We start from the raw sequence: 20,331 nt of genomic DNA, 5'->3' as shown, positions 1-20,331 counted from the left end.
ACTCAGATCTTGTACCTCAGGCTGAGTACGCCCAGAACTTAAGTTCTGGGCTAATAAACCAAGTCCGTTAAAACGGACTGAGTAAGTTTTTCAGTCCGTTTTAACGGACTTGGACTTTGAGCCAAGAAATTTATTTCTTGGCGGACGAAAAGTATGGTACAAGATATGAGTATACGCATCCTGTCACTCTACTTTATATCTTGTGTTTTACAGTTACTTTTACAAACTAAATTCTGCTGCATTATCATCCAAATCTGCATCTTTACCCTTAACAGTCGGTTTAAAGTTAGCACCATGAATGAGTTGAGCAAAAGAAAGATTTGAATTTTGATAAAGAAGATTCAATACACTCAGGAAATCCCGTACAATTTCCCCTGGTGTCAGCAAAGCTTCTGCACCCAAACGCTTAACAATTTCTTGTACAAAATCCTTCAAATCACTATTTTTGAAATTCTTCTCATAACCAAAGTTGATAGCATGGATTTCTGTTAATCTTTGCAAAAGCGTCAGGATTTCTGCTTCTGTTAGCGGGTTAAGCCGCATGACTGGTCCCATATATTCCTGGACACCGGCTTGAGTGACAAAACGGCTTTCTTTTGTCCGTCTTCGCCAAGCAGCATCTGCAAAAAGACCTCGATTTGGGTCTTCTAAAAATCTTGTCGTACCACCAATAAAAATGCCAAGATGTTCTGCTTTACACTGCATAATATCATTAAACATCCCTAGCAATCTGTTATAGTTTTTTTCCCGTGTTACTGTCGGAGATATCTGGTATAAAAGTGCAGCTTCATCCAGCAGAATTAAAAGGCCTTTATAGCCAATCTCCGCAACAAATTTAGCAATGAGTTTAATGTAATCATACCAACTTTCATCGTCAATAATAACACGTACTCCCAAGGCGGCTTTTGCTTCAGTTTTGGTGGAAAATTCTCCCCGCAACCATCGCAGTGCTGCATTTTTCAAATCATCATCATCCAAGCGATAGCCGCGCCAGTAAGCAACAATAACACTACCAAAATCAAATCCGTGAACTAAGTCTTCTATATATTGAACGACTTCCCTGATTTTTGCTTCAACTTGGTCATCAAAACCTTCATCATTGGGACGCATCCCAGTTTCTTTGGCAACTTCTTGTTGAATTTTATTAATCCATCCTTCTAAAATGGAAACCAATGCACCACCATCAGGACGAGTTTTTGTTGTAAGATGCCTCATTAGTTCTCGATACGTTGCCAACCCTTCGTTGTTGCTTCCTGCTAATCGGCGTTCCCAGCATAAGTCAGCATCAGCTACGACAAAACCTTGCTCCATACCACGGTTGCGAAGCAATTGTAGCATGAAGCTTTTGCCGGAACCGTAATTACCAATGACGAAGCGAAATGCTGCTACCCCTTCTGCTATGTCATCAAGATTTTGTGATAGGGTTTTAAATTCTTGTTCCCGCCCTACTGCTATGTGTTCTAATCCGACTCTAGGTACGACTCCCGCACCTAGAGAATTTATCAACGCAGTGGATACTTTTTTTGAGATTTTGAGCTTTGTCATGTAAATTAATGCACCTCACTTTTCTTGTTCCTAGGAAGCAGGTGGAAAAGCATTGAGTGGGCGTCTCCTCTGTTGCAATTTACCAAATATGTAACCTAGGTGAAAGTCTTTATAGCTGAAATATGGAAGAATATTGTACTGAATTTTAGTTGAGTGAGGTTTCTTCAGTCATTTTATATTCATACATGGCAAGTATGTTTTTGACGTTTGTTTTATATTCCTCATAAATTTCTGGCGTTTCTGAACTCGAATCTATTATCAATTCACCAATAGTATCATTAGCAAGTTCATTTATTGAATCAATTAGTAGATTTGGCATTGTAATATTTTCTTCAGCTATCTTTTTAATGACAGGATAAGGGTTGTCTTGCTCTAGGATAGCTTTTAATACCCGAATTTCATAACCCTGTAGCTGTTCGCTAAATTTCCTCCATTCTTCGGGAACATTTTCTGATACAGTGGTAGTATTTTTTGGCTCTAAGGATTCTAGTAATTCAGAAAAAGGAAATAAATCTTCGTCCTCTTCCTGTTCGTTTTCATTAAATTTTTCTTGAGTTGTCAGGGTTTCAATTTGGTGGAGAAGTTCCCAAACTTGGCTTTGCAATTGGTCACGTTCTTCCTGCAACAATGTAACTTGCCCGAGTAAGTGTTGTAGTTGAGTTTGTTGTTCTGTTAATTCGGTTTGCAAAGCATTCAGGCTTACTTCTATATGTTCTTTCTCAGTTTTTCTCTCTAACATGAGTTGCTTTTGCTGGTTTTCTTGGATTTCAACCTCTTGTATTTGGACTCGCAACTCGTATAATTTTTCTTCTAGTTGAGGCTTAAGCCGATTCAGCAGAATTAAGCTGTTTTCTGATTCTTGCTTTTGCTGCTGAAGTTCGCTGATTTGAGCTTGCAGTTGAATAATTTCAGAACGTGAAATATTAGAGTTTAATTCTAAACGCCGTTTTTCAGCGGTTAATGTCGAAAAGGTATTATTAAGTTCTACTTTTGATTCCTCAATTGCGCTAAGTTCATTTTGTAAATAGTTTATTTTTGCTTGTAACTGTTTTTTTTCTATTATATAAACGCCTATATCTCTATTAAGAGTATCTCTCTGGTTACGTCGTTCTATAACTTGATTTTGTAAATTGCTTGACTCTGCATGCAGTAAAGCGTTATGCGCTTCAAGTTGGTTAACTTCTGTGACAATGCGAGACTTTAGTCCCTCAAGATCTCTAATTCGCCTCTGTAGAGAATCTAAAATCAGCATTTCATAATTTCTTTTGCGCTTGTCTACAAATAAAGCTGATAGATACGTAGCAGGTACAGTCACTAGACCTGTGAGAAAGGCTTTATTAAAATCCCAGCTAAGGACGAGACTCAGACCAAAACTAACGCCAAAGGCAACTATACCTATAATAAGTCGATTACTCACGATCGCTGATTGCATATTGCTTGTTTTTAACATAGCCAAATCATTCTAAATATTTTTTCAGTTAAGGAGTCTCACATTGTCGCCTTTCAAGCTATAGGTGTTATTATTTTTAACATTAGAGTCGAGAAAACGGAAAAATTAAAAACGAAATGTCTTTCTTTTATGATTCTGTGTTTGCTGCATGATGGGTTGAACTAGACACAGTCAAATCTGCTTTTAAGAAATCAACAAATTGTCTTGCTGTTCTTCCAGAACGACCATTATGCCGAGTTGCCCATTGTAAAGCTTGATGTTCCAAATCTTCTTGACTCATATCAATTTCAGCTTGTGCCGCAAGATGCCGGATAATTTGTAAGTAAGTTTTCTGATCAGCACCTTCAAAGGTCAAGGTTAAACCAAAGCGATCGCTAAAAGATAGCTTCTCTTGCATGGTATCCCATGCATGAACTTCGTCGTTGTCTCTGGGAGATGGTCTATCTGCAAAAAACTCTCGAATTAAGTGGCGGCGGTTAGATGTTGCATAGACTACAATGTTTTGAGAACGTGCGGTTAAATTGCCTTCCAAAACCACTTTGAGTGCTTTGAAAGCATCATCGTCTTCTTCAAAAGACAGGTCATCAACAAAGATGATAAACTTTTGTGGCACACTTCGTAACTGTTCCACAATTTTTGGTAAGTCTTTCAAGTCAGATTTGGCTACTTCCAGTAAGCGTAAATTGGAATTGCCATACTCATTCAGTAAAGCTTTCACCAAAGAAGATTTTCCCGAACCGCGACTACCGTAAAGCAAGACGTGCAGCGCCACCTGTCCAGATAATAAAAACTCTGTGTTTTTCAACAATGCTTCTTTTTGCGACTCGTAACCCACAAGTTGATTTAACTCAATTGGATCACAATAGCGTATTGGGATAAACTCCCCACCTTGCCAACGCGCAGCTTTATACTCTGCAAATAAACCTGTACCAAACTGGCGATAATACGCTGCCAATTCTTTCACAGCATCAGCCCAATTTTCCAGCTGTTGTAACTTCTCTATAAGTGGAAATTCGTGAACTCTTGCGACTCGATTTTGCTCTACATACCATACGACTGGTGAAACGCTTAAATGAGCTACTTCTTGCACCCACTGACTCAAAATAGCGCTGCCACACTCATCAAGACTTTGCAACGCTCGTAAATCATGCTCAGCTGCTGCGACTAAAGCTGGAGGGAGATTTTCAAATTCTTGTTGTTGAGCAAGTTGAGTAAAAGGATTATCTGCTCTGAGAATTTGAGTAATCAGATATTCCTCCCAGTTTTGATGTTTAGCAGCCAAGCACCTGAAGTAATTGCCGTATGCTTGGAGACAACCTTGTCCATCGGCATCAGTGTAGCGTATTGCTTGCAATAGGTCAAGATATGCCCTCCCGACTTCACTTTGGAGGACCGATTGGTAGAGTAAGAGGGATGCAGCTTCGCGCTGGAGGAATTGAACTTTTGTGTTCGCTTGATTATCCATTTATCAAAAGAGTGATATAGCTTAATAGCTATGGTAAATTGTCTGCTGATGGTTGCAGCAAAATCAAAATCTACATAGGTTTTTAATAATGACTTTAGGTATTGTTACAGCTCTTGCCTACGGCGTTGTGGCTCTGGTTGGTGGCATCATCGGCTACCGTAAAGCGAATAGCAAAGTTTCTCTTATCAGTGGTGGTATCAGTGGCTTACTACTGATTATTGCTGCTTTTGTCCAGTTCCAAGGACAAACTTGGGGTTTGACGTTAGCAGCTGCGATCACCGCTGTTTTAGTCATAACTTTTGGAATTAGACTAGTGAAAACACGCAAGTTTATGCCTGCGGGAGTCATGGCTATTTTGGGTTTGGTAGCATTAGCGATGATGGTCAATCAGATGGTAGCGTAAGCGTCTAAGTTATAACCAGTATTGGTTTTTGACGTTGTGCACTATATTTCTAGATCAAAAAAGAGCGATATCGCTATTCAGGCAGGGGAGCATTTTTAGGATGCTCTCCTGCATAGTAAACAACTACTTTCTGCTGTTGAGCGTCAGGGACATAAAATCCCCTATCTCCCTTGGTGACTTCGTATTCCCATGCACCCTTATAGCGTTTGCCTTTCAATGGAAAAACGCGCCCAGGTTTCCTAGTCATAGGGGCGGTAGATAAATCCTCATAACAACGAGTAGCATTTTCCGGCGCACGCGACAGTAATAATTCCCAGTCTCGATTCACCCGTCGATTCTTTGCCACCACTAGCCAGTGTGGCACTGTTGCTATTTCAGCGGCTTTAGACGGCTCTGCATGTGGGTTTTCTTCAATTTCTTTAGCAGATGTAGATGTAGATATATCTGTTTGCGGTTTGGAGAGTGGTTCTTCTGGCGGCACTACATTAGAAGAAAAAGTAGTAAATGTCACACATAGTTGGGTCATCTGGCTCACTACCCAATCACGCTAGTAGTCGGTGGAGTCAATGACACCTCGTCGTCATCGTCACTGAAAGCTTTCTCCAGTTCTGGACTACTAATTGCAATAGCACTTTCGTGCCACTCATGTATCACGATATCGAGCGAGTTCCAATTACCAGTATCAGAACCTACACTACATGCATTAATTATCTCTGCGACCAGTTCATTTAACTCTTCGGCCTCAAACGCTTTCATCCATCTATATTCGTGGTCGGAAGCAATCTCTTTTCCCTGGCTCAATTGATAAGCAATATTAAGAATCTTAACTACAGTTTTGGTCATAGCGGCTGCTTTAATATACCCCGCCATTTCATCTCGCCGCAGCAGTGCAAAGGCATGCTCGTTGCGAGTGATAGTCACTGGATGCTTTAAAGCTATATCCAAAACGCGACCAGGCTGGCGATTCAACTCAGTCGCACTAATCAACTCATCACTGTAAATACCATCTTTACCGCTGATAACCATAGAATAAGGACTTGCTTTGCAAACTCGGAGCTATACGTAATATTATACGTACTAAGTTTTATAAATCAGCCCAAGTGCTTGGCTTTCTTCCGAAAGAAAATTTTCGGAAACTTAGGTTGACCAAGCTGTTTGCGCCATTCTTCCATGTCGGTGTAGAACACAGGAGTCAAGTAGAGAGTCAAAATCTGAGAGAACACCAATCCGCCAACAATTGCAATCTCCGGGACGTTGGCAAGTTTGCTTTCTGGTGGATGATGAATGCAAGTGGTTGCTGTTTTTGTGATAAGAGTGATGAGCGTTCTTTGTTTTTTAACCGAAAGTCTCAGTTGTATATATTGGGAGTTTCGTGAGGGGTTGAGGACGGGGAAGGTGGCTATTACGCCTTTGGGTGAAAAGGAAGATTATATTTGTCTGGACTTGTGTGCGACTCGTCATAGCATCAATACGAAAGACCAGATTTGTTGTGAGGGGAAGAAGAAGACGAAGGCGCGGTTGAAGCGGAGTCCGGATGCGGAGGCGGTTGTGATTGCTTTGGAGAATTTGATGCAGTTAAGTGCTGTGTGTTCTCATGTTGTTGGTGCGGATGGGTTGGAGTCGCAAGGTGTTGGTGAGGTGGCTTTGTTGCATCAGCTGTTTGATGGGGGTTGAGGTTGAGAAGCGGGTGAAATATTCTTGTGCTAAATAATTACTATATATTGAGTAGAAGATAGTATTGACAAATTCACGTATCAAGTTATTCATAGTTGCTTTATAAACACGTTCTAAAGTGCTAGTTTTTATGAAGATTTTGTGTGGTGCTAGCCACACAAATTTCTCCAGCAAAAATTTAAGGTAATAATGTATGTACCTTATAGAAATCTAAGATTTTCTAGTTCTCAGAGTTTACAGAAAACAATTCAATAAAACAATTCAATCTAGAAAGAAGAAATCTATAAGCATAAAAACTCAAGTGTATTGACAGTAAAGAAATGTTGCGAGTAAACGTGAAAGTTCTGCAACTTTTCTGATTTAGGTTTTACTTGAGTTCAGCTTATTAACTGAGTTCTACTTGTGAATGAGTAGGACTATCTTTTGAACACTGGTATGTGCATTTTAAATGTAGGTGTGTCCCATGGTGTACTCTATTGTGTTTTGTCAAACGACTTGGTTGAAAATTATCAATATTAAAGTTATAAGTCTGGCTTTAAACGTAGTTCAAAGGGTTAATAGATAACTCTTCCTAAAAATTTGTACATTCTATCTATAAGTAGTACCAACGTACGAACTAAGTGTTTTCTAGTTTAAGACCTAAAAGCCGTAGATGATTATGGAGAGTGTGGCAATGGTTAAAGGATAGAAGATAGAAGTGCCTTTTATCTTACTTAGCTTTGTTGAGTTATAGACAGCTAGAATTAGGCGCTTTTCCAGAAATGATTTTGGAATTTTGCCCAAAAATCTCTTTTTTGAAGTTGCGTTGTAGACAGAAAAGGTCACAAAAAATTAATCCTTGTTTTTGATTCCAAATTACTTAACTTTCGGTGATACGAGCTTTTCTGTTGAGCCTGATAGTTGTAGTAAGTGGATTAAATTTTCAAAAATTTTCAATCTTTATTTCATTTGGCTACCCGATGATTGGAAGGAGCAAGCGACAATGTTACAGAAGACAAATATTGAAATAACATCTCGCAGTTGTTCAATTCGTGGTGGGATAGCAGAGCCTTTTAAGATGGCTTATACCGCAGCCACCGTATTGGTAACGATTGCAAGTACCATATCCTGGTTCACTAGAGAAGCTGTTGCGAGTGACTTCATAGGAACTATGCAACAGACTCAGCAAACTCTCTGTACTGCTGCATCTGTTAACAAAGTTGCTAACTCTTTGACTGAGAGTGTTTTAGGTGTAATTGAAGGCACACCTCCTAAAGCCACTACCGCTGCTCCGTTTATTACTTGGATAAAAGAGGCAGGTGGTGAGTTTTTGATCGATTGGGCGTTGGCTAAGGCTCTGAAAAAATATCCTGATATAAGCGGTGTACCTAGACCACAAGGACCTTTTCGGTTGCTATCAAAAGCAGAGTATGCTAAAGCTAGAAGCTTAGCAAACACAACTAATCGAAATATACGTAAAGACATACGCAGAATTAACCCGTCGTCACTTGATAAAAAAGTAATGGGGACGAAGATGGAAATTCATGAGATTCACCCAATTAAGTTTGGTGGAAGTCCTACTGATCTGAATAATAAAATAATAATACCAGAGAAAGTGCATACTGAATTAACTAATTGGTGGAATGAGGTTCAAAATTTGGTAGAAAAATCTTGTATTTAAAAAGGGATTGTGTTTTTGCTGTTATAAGCGATTTTCTGATACATTTTGTTGGCGTTGCTGAATTTTGTCATGAATTATAAATGTAACTTTTTTGTAACATGTAAAAAAACTGTAGAGACGTTACATATAAAGTCTCTACACATAGATTCATATTTTGGTTCAGCAACGCCAATGTGTTTATACCACAGGGTTTGAGCTATATCTGTGGTCTGCTACAAATTTACGTGTTACGTTTACTCTTGCAAGATTGATTGCAACCTTGTTCAGTACATTATTTTCTCCGGGCACATTTCTCAATCGCGTACTTGCTATAATCTTTTGCTCGGTTTTCAGCATTAACTCGACCTTCCTAAGAAGAAGAAGGGGGATACATAGCAAAGTATAAGTCAATTACAGCGGTTAAATTGGTTTTTCATTAACTCAAGCAGACAATAAAACCCTTTGTTTATTCAGGAGAAAATCATTACATTTCGTCATTCTGAGCCTCCTAATTTTAGAAACTTATAGCTTCAAAATCTCTGATAAATTTTGTAGGGCGCTCACGCTAGTGTAAACGTCAATGTAAAGTTTTTTCATTATTTACGTAAATTCTGCGTCCAACCTCAGATTAATCTATAAATGTTCAAATTAGGAGCTTAACTTTCAGGTAGTTGCAATCAAATTGATCCTGCATACTCAAGTCGTCATGGCTGTATTAAGTAATACTTTGCGTCAATAAATAAGCTACAAGAATAGAGTAGGTAATTTATGCCTCGGATTCGCTTTGTTATCTTTGCCATCATCAGCTTCATTGTTGCCCTAGTAGCTTCTTTCTTCACTCCAAGCACGTTGTTATCCGCTCGTGTGGTGGCGACAACTCCGTCCGCTATACAAATTGAAGCTGGTTATGATGACACACACAAGGCACTTGACTTTCTGTCTCAAAAACTTTCAAAGCCATCCATCCTAGACAGCACTCTTTCTGTTTCCAATTCAACCTACTTAACTCAAAATCCCAATGAATCTAATTTTGATCCGTGTAAATCTGAATCATACAAACGATTATTGCAATTGAGCAGACCTAATGGTCTTCCTCGCGAAGTACAAACTGCTCTTACAGGTGCAAAAGCTGAGCTACAGCCAATCGCCGACGGTTCAGGGGAATATATTTATGACGAGTATAAAATCACATTCAATAGGATGCCCCAAGGAGTGACGCCGGAAAGTTTTCTTGGCGAAATGCTAAGAGATCTTAATGGAACAGTCAGTAACCCACGCTTCGACGAGATTAATGAGTTTAAACGCCGACGCAGTGAGGCTCCCAAGCTTGGAGATATCATAGATATCGACATTTATGGACCAGATAACGGCAGCGTCGTACTAAGCGACCGTAGTGACTCAAATTTCGTGTTTAGCACTATTAAAACACCTAAAACTGGTTCCCATCCAGAATATGGTTCGCGCGAGTTTGGATTTGAACGAAATCCTGATGAAAGTGTCACTTTTTACACTAGAGGAGCATCAAGACCACAAGATCGGCTGAGTCGCAAGGTAGGAGATCCCTTGCAAGAAGATAGCTGGACGAGTTTGATGTCCGGAATTAGTACTGCTATCTATAAAAGAGGTGGTAAAACCCGTAGAGAATCATTTAGAAAATTTATAAAAACCCAGCAAAACCCACCTAATTGTGACAAGACACCAAATCAATCAAATAGACCCAATGGACAATTGAAACAAGGGAAGAGTTATGGTGATCCTCACTTGATAACCTTTGATGGATTAAGCTACAGCTTTCAGACAGTTGGAGAATTCATCGTTGTTAAATCTAACGATGGTAAATTTGAAGTTCAAGTACGTCATGCGCCTGTCAATTCATCACTCTCACTGAATAGTGCTGTAGCCATGAAAGTGGGTAGTGACCGTGTGGCATTTTATTCAAAAGAGTTTCCTGACTCTAATACCAGCACTCCTCTAAGAATTAATGGCAAACCAACTGTCATTCAAGGTGATTCTCTATCACTACCAGGTGGTAACACTATAGCTAAAAGTGGTGATACCTATGTAGTCAATTTCTCTACAGGTGAGAAAGTTGTAGTAGACACAGCCCAAGTTGGAGGTAATTTCTATTTCAACGTCTCACCTTTCGTGTTGGATTCACAACCTGAGCGCTATAGTGGTTTACTCGGTAATGTCAATGGTAATCCCAAGGATGACCAAAAAATTCGTGGTGGGGGTGTTTTATCTTCAAAATCAACTTATGGGGATGTAAAGCAGGTGTTAAACCTAGTCGGAGTTGGGCAACTTCCTGTTTCCTTAAATGCAGCCGAAAAACTTTATTTTGACCAACTTTACAAGGATTTTGCCAATAGTTGGCGCATTAGTCAAAAAGAGTCACTGTTTGATTATTTGCCTAATAAGACCACAGAGAATTATACAGATCGCAAATTCCCAGACAAATATCTCAAACTAGAAATGTTGTCTTCAGAACAGGTAAAAAAAGCGCGTTCTGCATGTGAAGCGGCGAAGGTTACTCAAGATATGATGGAGGGGTGTATTTTTGATGTTGGATTCACAGGATTTTCTGAGTTTGCTCGCGCTACAGCGGAAATCAATAGCTACGTAGAAACCCTTAACACACTTTTCCCTGGTTTAAACATTCCTACATCCCAACGAGTCATTGATAACACAATAGAGCGGGTTAAACCTAAAGTTTGCGCACCTATTGTAGGTTGCTTATAAAGACCTTTCGGAGCGATCTTCCTAGTGTATCTTCTGCTCAGATGCTATGCGTATATCTACGGCACACTCTGCGTTTACGCGTAGTGTGTGCATAATTACGCTCAGCAATTCTAAATCTACAGTGATTGGTGAGTCCCTGAGTCCTTACGGACACGTGTTCGTCGCATTGCCAATCGCATCATATTTCCATCTTTCGCTTTTGTACACTCTGCCGTCAATAGTATTTTGATTCATCCGTCTTGCTTTGGTCAACTCAATGTTGCTTCCCAGATGTTTTACCCGTTGCATCACCAACCGTATTCCTTTATGAGCAAAGCCTGGGCTGAAATTTTAGCCCAAGTGCTTAACTTTCTTGCGAGAAAAAAATCTCGGAAACTTAGGTTGACCAAGCTTTTTCCGCCATTCTTCCATGTAAGTGTAGAACACTGGAGTCAAGTAAAGCGTCAAAATCTGAGAGAACACTAATCCCCCGACGATCGCAATCCCCAAAGGACGACGCGCTTCAGAACCGGAACCCGTCCCCAACGCAATTGGTATTGTCCCCATCAAAGCTGCCATTGTTGTCATCATAATCGGACGGAAGCGAACCAAGCAGGCTTCGTAGATGGCATCAAAGGAATTTTTCCCTTCTCGTCGCTGGGCTTCAATCGCGAAGTCTACCAACATAATGCCGTTTTTCTTAACGATACCTACTAGCAAAATGATTCCGATAAAGGAGTAGAGATTTAACTCGACATCGAAAATCAACAGTGTTAACAAAGCACCACAGCCAGCCGAAGGCAAACCAGAAAGAATGGTTATGGGGTGAATGAAATCCTCATAGAGGATACCCAGAATCAGATAAATCACCACAATCGACACAAGCAACAGCCAGCCTAAATCATTGAAAGACTGTTGAAAGACTTGTGCCGAACCCTGAAAGTTGGTAGTAATGCTTTGAGGCAGAATCTGACTAGCGAGTTGCTTGATGGTATCTGTCGCTTGACTCAGAGACATTCCTGGTGTTACATCGAAAGAGATAGTAGCAGAAGGGAGTTGAGCAACGTGTTTGACGGTGAGGGGACTGACTCCTTGGGTGATGCGGGCGATCGCCGTTAAAGGAACCAGTTGTCCATTACTCGATTGGACATAAAGTAGCGATAGAGAGTTCGGATCGTGCTGATACTGCGGCTCTAGTTCCAGAATCACATAAAACTGATCGTCTGGGGTATAGATTTTTGAAATTTGGCTAGAACCATAAGCAGCGCCGAGTGTTTGTTCGACTTGTTCTGCCGTAATACCAAGCGTTGCTGCTTTTTTGTGGTCAATCTCGACTTGTAACTGCGGAGTACTTAGTTCTAAATCACTGTCAACATCGCGGAATCCTGGTAGTGCTTTAATTTTATCTTTCAGTATAGGAACGTATTGGCGAAGTTGTTGCAGGTCAAGACTTTGCAATGTAAACTGGTATGATGAATTAGTTTGTTGACCACCAATAGGAATAGCTGGTGGAGAGCGTAAAAACACTTGGATGCCCGGTATACGCGTTAACTTAGGGCGCATTTCTTGAATGATTTGGTCGGAATTGAGACGGCGTTGGGAACGCGGCTTCAACAGAATCGTAATTCGACCGGAGTTGACAGCAGCATTGGGTCCACTCGCACCCACAATAGAGTCAACTGCTTCTACATTGGGGTCTCGACGAATGATGTCAACGACTTTCTGCTGGTGAGTTAGCATAGCATCAAAGGATATGTCTTGTGCTGCTCGCGTGTTTCCCATGATTTGCCCAGTATCCTCTGTGGGGATGAATCCCTTAGGAACAAGGACAAATAAGTAGACTGTCAACGCTAAGAGAATAACTGAACCGATGAGTGTTGTCAGGCGGTATCTAAAAAATGGCTTGAGACTCCACTCATACCCCCGCAACAGTAAATCAAAGACACGCTCCGAAGCACGATACAGACGGCTTTGATGCTGATGACTTGGTGGACGGATGAATCGACTGCACAGCATTGGGGTGAGGCTGAGGGAAACGAATCCCGACACCAAAATCGCAACGGCAATTGTGACGGCAAATTCATGAAACAACCGACCAATTAATCCACCCATGAATATCAGGGGGATGAACACCGCCACCAGCGATAACGTCATCGACACAATTGTGAAGCTGATTTCTCGCGAGCCATTGAACGCCGCTTCCAGTGGAGATTCACCCATTTCGCGGTGACGAACGATGTTTTCCAACACAACGACTGCATCATCAACAACAAAGCCGACTGAGAGCGTTAATGCCATCAGTGAGATATTATCCAGAGAATAGCCCGACAGATACATTACGGCAAATGTGCCGATGAGTGCCACAGGGAGTGCGAGACTGGGAATGAGTGTGGCAGAGAGATCACGTAAAAATAGGAAGATGACTACGACAACCAAACAAACTGATAGAAATAAGGTGAATTTTACGTCATCAACGGAAGCGCGGATTGATTCAGAGCGATCGTACATGATGCCCATCTCAAGTGATTTGGGAACCTGTTCGCGCAGAGTGGGTAGGAGTTCCTTGATGGTATCGACAATTTCCACTGTGTTGGCATCTGGTTGAGGCTGTACAGCTAGAACAATCGAATGAATGCCGTTGTAGAGATTCAAAACTTTATCATTTTGTACGCTGTCAATCACCTGCCCCACGTCTTGGAGTCTTACAGGTGCGCCGTTTTTATAGCTGATAATGAGTGAACGATAGGCAGCTGCATTCGTGAGTTGACCGTTTGCTTGGATTGTGTAAGTTTTGTTACGGTCAGAAAGACTGCCAGTTGGTAGGTTTACATTTGATTGGGCGATCGCATTCCTAACCTGATTTAGCCCAATTCCCCGCGTTGTCAATTTTTGTGGATCAACTTGGACGCGAACAGCATATTGCTGCTGACCGTATACTTGTACTTGAGCAACGCCATCAATCATAGAGATTGGCTGACCGACTGTAATCTCTGCGTATTCGTCCACTGTGGAGATAGGGAGTGTTTCGGAATACATGTAGAGGTAGAGAATAGGTGCAACCGACGGGTTGACTTTGCGGTAGGTAGGTGGTTTGGGCATACCTGGTGGCAATTGTCCTGCTGCTGCTGAGATTGCTGCTTGGACATCTTTGGCAACATCATTCACGCTGCGGCTGAAGTCGAATTGCAGGGAGATGTTGGTACTGCCTGTTGAACTGGTGGAGTTGAAGGAATTGAGTCCGGCTATGCTGGAAAATTGTCTTTCTAGGGGTGAAGCAACGGAAGATGCCATTGTTTCGGGTGTCGCACCGGGTAAACTGGCGGAGACGGAAATGAAGGGATATTCTACATGAGGCAAGGCGCTAATTGGTAAGAGTGCATAACTCATGAGACCGAAGATGACGATACCTATCATGACTAGGGTTGTCATGACGGGACGGCGGATAAAGAGTTCTGAAAGGTTCATGAGTTTTGATCTCGCAGATTTTTTCTTTTAAAGTTTGGCGTGGATGATGTTGCCAAATATGAAGTTAAAATATAAAATTTAGGACTTACAAAAAATGATGAAAAACGAACCGCCAAGGCGCCAAGGACGCCAAGAAAAGAAAGAGAAGAGGAGGAAGGTGTTTACATCCTATTCAGGAAGGCTGTTTAACTTTTGGTCAATCTCATTAACAAAATTTTCTATTCTACAGATAACCTCATAAACAAATTTCTCGTTGATAACAATATGTTCCCCTTTTTTGGTTTTTCCATTTCGATGCACTAAATCATGTCTATTTACTATGTCTTTCTGAACTTTGGAAAAGTCTGGGAATGATATATCAAGTATGGCTTTGTACAGACTGCTAATTTTAGGCAGATTATGATAAATTAAATTCAACATTGCTTTTTTGGCGATTTCTTCCGCATTTTGAGCATAATTAAACAGTTCATTCAGGCTAATTTTTTGTTCCTTAAAATCCTTGAATGAATAAAAGAAAGATTTAATATACTTATCATTCGATAAGACTGTATTGATCAATGCATCAGATAAGTAAGTTTCAAGGCAAGTTATCGCAGCAATATAAATCTGCTTTTTAAGAGTTATTCGTAATTTTTCCTCAGCTATGTTAAGGCTGTTTAAAACTTTTAGATTAGAATTTTCTTCAGAAAAGGTTTTATAAAACTCAGTGTTTGATAATATTGCATCTAATTGATTTTCATCTATATCACCATCTATATCACCAGAGTCATCCGGGTCTAGCCATATCAACACGTCTCCTTCATAACTCATTAGTCGCTCACTGATTAGATCGTTAACGTCATATCCTATCTTGTAATATTCATAGAGGTTAGGGTGGTGAGCTTTTGCTGATTCTTCGTCAAGTAACCAGTAGTCAATATGCCCACCTGAAGCCACAGATAACTCTTCTAGCCATTCCTCCCAAGTCATTTCTTGCTCGCTCATTTTAAGCTTTACTATAGTTAAAGTGTTGCTTGACTTACATCATTACACATCGCTTTTAACCTGAAAGTGTGGAGTTATTTCTTATAAAGGTCTGTTTCATTCTTACCGACTTCCTGTAAACGAAGAAACCCGACGAAACTTCACCTGTCTAAGTTTTTTCCGCCAAGCTTCCATGTATGTAAAAAAGACTGGTGTTAAATACAGCGTCAATATCTGAGAAAACACTAATCCACCAACAACGGCAATTCCCAGAGGACGCCGAGATTCAGAACCTGCACCATAACCTAGGGCGATTGGTAATGTTCCCATTAAAGCTGCCATTGTCGTCATCATGATCGGACGGAACCGAATCAAACAAGCTTCATAGATGGCATCAAACGGACTTTTGCCTTCGTTTCGCTGCGCTTCTATGGCGAAGTCCACCATCATAATCCCGTTTTTCTTAACGATACCTACCAAGAGGATGATGCCGATGAATGAATAAACGTTCAACTCGACGTGAAAAATTAATAATGTTAATAACGCACCAAATCCAGCGGAAGGCAAACCAGAAAGAATTGTTAAAGGATGTATAAAATCTTCGTAGAGGATACCGAGAATTAGATAAATGACCAAAATAGCGACGGCTAGCAACAATCCTAAACTCGGCAGTGAAGATTGGAATACCTCACTTGCTCCCTGGAAGCTTGTTGTGATGCTAGCGGGAATCACTTTATGCACGAGTTCTTCTATGGTTTGAGTGGCTCCTCCCAGGGATGCTTCTGGTGCTAAGTTAAAGGAAATCGTCGCAGCATTCATCCGACCAAAGTGATTGACCATTAGTGGTCCAACACCTTGGGATATTGTGGCAAATGTACTCAGAGGAACTGCTTGACTACTGGTAGAATTTGTGTTGTTGCTAGTAGCGGTGTTCGTAGTGGTGCTAGTACTGGTGTTCGTAGTAGAGTTTGTGCTAGTACTGGTGTTAACGTAGAGCTTCATTAAAGCGTTTGGATCTTGTTGGTACTCCGGTTCTAGTTCTAATATGACTTCGTACTGGTCACTAGCGGCGTAAATGGTTGACACTTGATAAGCGCCATAGGCGTTTTTTAAAGTGTTTTCGATTTGTTCGGCGGTAATGCCAAGAGCTGACGCTTTATCACGGTCGATATTAATTTTAATTTGGGGCGCAATTTGCAAGTCGCTGTTGACATCCAGGAGTTCTGGGAGATTTTGCATCTGGGCGACTAGTTGCGGAACGTATTTTTCTAAGGATTGGACCTCAGTACTCTGGAGCGCAAGCTGATATAGTCCTGTTGTCTGTTGTGTTCCGATGGGAATGGCAGGGGGATTTTGTAAGAAGACTTTAATCCCTGGGACACTTGCTAGCTGGCTTCGCAGTTCTTGGACGATTTGATCTGCGCTTTTGTGGCGATGCGATCGCTCCTTCAGGCGAATCAACAAGTTCCCAGAGTTCCCTGGAACTGCTCCCCCGCTACCGCTCGCACTGGAACCAGGACCAATGTTAGAATTAACCGCATCGACATTCGGGTTTTGCCGAATCAGATTCACCACTTCTTGCTGGTGACGGACTAAGTTATCAAAAGAAGCATCCTGTGCTGCCTGTGTTGTTGCGATAATTTGTCCTGTATCTTCACTAGGAATAAATCCTTTCGGAACAGCAATAAACAGATAAATAGTGACAAGAAAAAGCACACCAGACAAAATCATTGTGGTCAGGTGAAACTTTAAAGCTATTTTTAAGGTCCAATCGTAAACAGCTAAGAAGCGGTCAAACACATACTCTGAAGCACGATACAGACGGCTTTGATTTTCGTGATTGGGTGCGCCTACAAAGCGACTACATAGCATCGGAGTCAGGGAGAGGGAAACAAACCCAGACACCAAAATTGCGACGGCGATCGTTACCGCGAATTCGTGGAACAGTCGTCCCAACACTCCACCCATGAACAGCATTGGAATAAAAACCGCCACCAGTGAAATTGTCATCGACAAGATGGTAAAACTGATTTCTCTAGAACCGTTTAAGGCAGCTTCTAGACGAGATTCACCCATTTCCATGTGGCGAACGATGTTTTCCAACATGACGATCGCATCATCAACAACAAAACCCACCGAAAGCGTCAACGCCATCATTGATAAGTTATCCAGCGAGTAACCCAACATGTACATCGCTGCAAAAGTCGCAATCAGCGATACAGGTAATGCCAAACTGGGAATCACCGTCGCTGAGAGATTCCGCAGAAATAGGAATATTACCAAAATCACCAGACCAATTGTCAAAACCAGAGTAAATCTGACATCATCTACTGACTCTCGAATTGACTGGGATGCATCATAGAAAATCCCTATTTCAACTGATTTCGGAATTTGCTCACTCAACTTTGGCAACGATTCCTTGATTGTGTCTACAACTTGTACCGTATTTGTACCTGGTTGCCGTTGAATGGTCAAAATGATAGCGCGGGTATTATTATACCAGCTTGCCACCTTGTCATTTTGGACACTGTCAATAATTCGACCGAGTTGTTCAAGGTAAATTGGCGCACCATTGCGGTAGGCGACAATCAGAGAGCGATAAGCAGCCGCATCTTGTAGTTGACCGTTTGCTTGGACTGTAAAATTTTTGTTCTTGCCCGAAATACTACCTGTCGGTAAATTTACGTTTCCTTGTTGTATTACAGTTTCTACTTGATCAAGTCCAATCTGCTGACTTGCTAATTTCTCAGGATCAAGTTGAATACGAGCTGCATACTTTTGGGAACCGTAAACCTGTACCTGAGCCACCCCGTTGATTGTAGAGAGCTTTTGTGCTAAATACGTTTGAGCATAGTTATCTACCTTAGAAAGCGGCAAAGTTGGTGAGGTTATATATAAGTAAAGAATCGGCTGATCAGCGGGGTTGACCTTGCTGTAAGATGGGGGGTTAGGTAAATCGTTAGGAATTTGTCCAGACGCTGCTGATATCGCCGCTTGCACATCCTGAGCCGCATCGTCGATGTTTCGACTGAGGTTGAACTGGAGCGTAATTTGGGTGCTACCTAACGTGCTGGTTGAGTTGAGAGAATCAAGTCCAGCAATACTAGAAAACTGCTTTTCTAAAGGACGGGCAACAGAAGATGCCATTGTTTCCGGGCTAGCTCCTGGTCGCGCCGCTGACACCTGAATGGTAGGATAATCAACGCTGGGTAAGTCGCTGATTGGCAGCAAGCGATAACTCATCAAACCGAAGATGAGAATAGCCGCCATAACCAAAGTCGTCATGATGGGGCGACGGATGAATAGTTGCGAGAGGTTCATGAAGCGCCTCCTGCTTGTTTGGAGGCGGATTTGACTCGTACCTTACTACCAGAAATAAGATTCGCCTGACCGTCAGTTACAACTGTTTGACCTGGTTGCAGCCCTTTCTCGATAACGTTTAGACCGTTCATCATACTGCTAACAGTCACGGGGACATTTTCTACCGTATTATCAGGCTTGACAACGAAGACAAACTGACCATTGGGTCCATTCTGAACTGCTTGCGAAGGAACAACGATCGCATTCGGTTGTGTCCTCAGCGTTAGTGTTGTGTTCACATATTGACCAGGCCATAGTTGCCCTTGAGCATTATCAAACTGGCCTATAAGTTTAATGGTTCCAGTGCTGTTATCGACTGTATTATTGATAAATGCCAAAAGACCCCGTATCTGACGATTGGTGTTGGGGATAGTAACATCCACTGCCAGCTTGTTATTGCTCGCGTACTTTTGAATTTCCGGTAGTTGCGTTTCTGGAACTGAAAAAGAAACCTGAATTGGGCGAATCTGGGAGATTGTCAAAAGGGGACTCGTACTATTGGCTGCAACTACATTGCCTTGAGTTACCAAAATATCTCCAGCTTGACCGGAGATTGGGGCGTATATTTTGGCGTAAGAAAGTTGCACTTGGGTGTTTTTTAATGCTCCTTGATCGGAAGCGACAACTGCCTGTGCATTCTGGATTGCTGCTTGATCGCCCTTGACGACTTCTTGAGCATTCTTGATTGCGACTTGATCGCTTTTGACGACTTCTTGAGCGTTCTTGATTGCGACTTGATCGCTCTTGACGACTTCTTGAGCGTTGGCGATCGCCTCTCTATCTGCCCGAAGCGTTGCCACATTAACCTGACTACTAGTAGAGTATTGCTGAGCTTGATCCTGACTAACAGCACCCTGCTTGTACAAGTTCGTGTAACGATTACTTTGTGCTTGTGCGTATTGTGCTTGCGCTTGATCCTTTGCCAAAGTCGCCTCAGCTTGTCGCACCAGTGCTTGGTCTTTGGCTGACGTCACTCTTGCTTGCTGTACCAGCCCTTGATCTTTGGCTAACGTAGCTCTGGCTTGCTCTACCAGCCCTTGATCTTTGGCTAAGTTTGCTCTGGCTTGCTGTACCAGTGCCAAGTCCTTGGCGACAGTTCCTTGAGCTTGTTGGATGGCTGCCCTTTGTGTTTGATCATCCAGTGTGAACAGGAGTTGCCCTTTTTTCACCTCCTGACCTTTTTTGAAAAACACTCCGGTAATTTTTCCACCAATCTGGGGTGTCACCGATACGGTAGACTCCGCTTGAACATTACCAATTGCCTGCAATTGCACCGGAACTGTTTTTTGGCCGACTTTGGCGACGGTTACAGGAGTGATCATAGATCGTCCTTTACGTCCAGACCTTTGGGACTTTTCAGATGTTTCAGTTTTATTGGGCTTGGCAAAAAACGTACGGTAACCAAGAAAGCCCAGGGTAGCGAGCAACACCAAACCGATGAGGAAAACTAAACCAGTCCGCTTCTTAGATGGAGGATCTTGCTTGAATTCTAAGTGATGTTCTACTGAGTGACTTTCCGCTGAGTGATTTTGGGCTAAACTCTCCTTGGGAATGTTATCGAGCACCAGAGCCTCCAATTGGTTTAAGTTTATGGTTGATGGCGAAATCTCCGCATTCACTATGTCAATTTTAGAAATTGACATGAATGT

At 41.8% G+C, this 20,331-nt stretch carries 14 protein-coding genes; 4 read left to right on the top strand and 10 right to left on the bottom strand.

Going from position 1 to position 20,331, the window contains the following annotated elements:
• Positions 1-219: 219 nt before the first annotated feature.
• The 3 genes from DP114_RS27945 to DP114_RS27935 form a co-directional block, all read right to left on the bottom strand.
• On the bottom strand, positions 220-1,545 hold the full coding sequence (locus tag DP114_RS27945; RefSeq protein ID WP_171977670.1) for an ATP-binding protein: 1,326 nt from the start codon (positions 1,543-1,545) through the stop codon (positions 220-222).
• 145 nt (positions 1,546-1,690) lie between these two features.
• On the bottom strand, positions 1,691-2,977 hold the full coding sequence (locus tag DP114_RS27940; RefSeq protein WP_171977669.1) for a tellurite resistance TerB C-terminal domain-containing protein: 1,287 nt from the start codon (positions 2,975-2,977) through the stop codon (positions 1,691-1,693).
• A gap of 145 nt (positions 2,978-3,122) precedes the next feature.
• Complete coding sequence (locus DP114_RS27935) at positions 3,123-4,460, bottom strand: ATP-binding protein (RefSeq protein WP_171977668.1); 1,338 nt, start codon at positions 4,458-4,460, stop codon at positions 3,123-3,125.
• Positions 4,461-4,548: 88 nt separating this feature from the next.
• Here DP114_RS27935 and DP114_RS27930 point away from each other — a divergent pair, with 88 nt between their 5' ends.
• On the top strand, positions 4,549-4,863 hold the full coding sequence (locus tag DP114_RS27930) for a TMEM14 family protein (protein WP_169266700.1): 315 nt from the start codon (positions 4,549-4,551) through the stop codon (positions 4,861-4,863).
• Positions 4,864-4,936: 73 nt separating this feature from the next.
• Here DP114_RS27930 and DP114_RS35430 read toward each other — a convergent pair whose 3' ends face one another.
• Both DP114_RS35430 and DP114_RS27920 read right to left on the bottom strand, forming a co-directional pair.
• Positions 4,937-5,389 carry a hypothetical protein gene (locus DP114_RS35430; RefSeq protein ID WP_169266701.1) on the bottom strand — a complete coding sequence of 151 codons (453 nt, stop codon included), beginning with the start codon at positions 5,387-5,389 and terminating at the stop codon, positions 4,937-4,939.
• Positions 5,390-5,397: 8 nt separating this feature from the next.
• Positions 5,398-5,889, bottom strand: a complete 492-nt coding sequence (locus DP114_RS27920) for a hypothetical protein (RefSeq protein ID WP_169266702.1) — start codon at positions 5,887-5,889, stop codon at positions 5,398-5,400.
• A gap of 369 nt (positions 5,890-6,258) precedes the next feature.
• Between DP114_RS27920 and DP114_RS27915 the strand changes: the two genes are divergently transcribed.
• The 3 genes from DP114_RS27915 to DP114_RS27905 all read left to right on the top strand — a co-directional run bounded on the left by DP114_RS27915 (position 6,259) and on the right by DP114_RS27905 (position 10,915).
• Positions 6,259-6,537 (top strand): hypothetical protein, encoded by a 279-nt coding sequence (locus DP114_RS27915; RefSeq protein WP_169266703.1) that lies wholly within the window; start codon positions 6,259-6,261, stop codon positions 6,535-6,537.
• An 838-nt stretch (positions 6,538-7,375) separates the two neighbouring features.
• Positions 7,376-8,197, top strand: a complete 822-nt coding sequence (locus tag DP114_RS27910; protein WP_172195309.1) for a hypothetical protein — start codon at positions 7,376-7,378, stop codon at positions 8,195-8,197.
• Positions 8,198-8,944: 747 nt separating this feature from the next.
• Positions 8,945-10,915 (top strand): VWD domain-containing protein, encoded by a 1,971-nt coding sequence (locus DP114_RS27905; protein ID WP_169266705.1) that lies wholly within the window; start codon positions 8,945-8,947, stop codon positions 10,913-10,915.
• A gap of 144 nt (positions 10,916-11,059) precedes the next feature.
• Here the strand turns inward: DP114_RS27905 and DP114_RS27900 are convergent, their stop codons facing one another.
• From DP114_RS27900 to DP114_RS27880, 5 genes are all read right to left on the bottom strand, one after another.
• A complete protein-coding gene (locus DP114_RS27900) occupies positions 11,060-11,203 on the bottom strand; it encodes a hypothetical protein (RefSeq protein WP_169266706.1) in 144 nt (47 codons plus the stop codon).
• A 42-nt stretch (positions 11,204-11,245) separates the two neighbouring features.
• Positions 11,246-14,359, bottom strand: a complete 3,114-nt coding sequence (locus DP114_RS27895; protein ID WP_171977667.1) for an efflux RND transporter permease subunit — start codon at positions 14,357-14,359, stop codon at positions 11,246-11,248.
• Positions 14,360-14,527: 168 nt separating this feature from the next.
• Positions 14,528-15,343 carry a hypothetical protein gene (locus DP114_RS27890; RefSeq protein ID WP_169266708.1) on the bottom strand — a complete coding sequence of 272 codons (816 nt, stop codon included), beginning with the start codon at positions 15,341-15,343 and terminating at the stop codon, positions 14,528-14,530.
• 102 nt (positions 15,344-15,445) lie between these two features.
• On the bottom strand, positions 15,446-18,643 hold the full coding sequence (locus DP114_RS27885) for an efflux RND transporter permease subunit (RefSeq protein WP_171977666.1): 3,198 nt from the start codon (positions 18,641-18,643) through the stop codon (positions 15,446-15,448).
• Positions 18,640-20,325 (bottom strand): efflux RND transporter periplasmic adaptor subunit, encoded by a 1,686-nt coding sequence (locus DP114_RS27880; protein WP_171977665.1) that lies wholly within the window; start codon positions 20,323-20,325, stop codon positions 18,640-18,642. The genes DP114_RS27885 and DP114_RS27880 overlap by 4 nt, the downstream gene beginning before the upstream one ends.
• Positions 20,326-20,331: the final 6 nt, after the last annotated feature.

The organism is Brasilonema sennae CENA114, from assembly GCF_006968745.1.
In the GTDB taxonomy this organism is placed as follows: domain Bacteria; phylum Cyanobacteriota; class Cyanobacteriia; order Cyanobacteriales; family Nostocaceae; genus Brasilonema; species Brasilonema sennae.
This window is presented reverse-complemented; position numbering and strand designations above follow the sequence as displayed.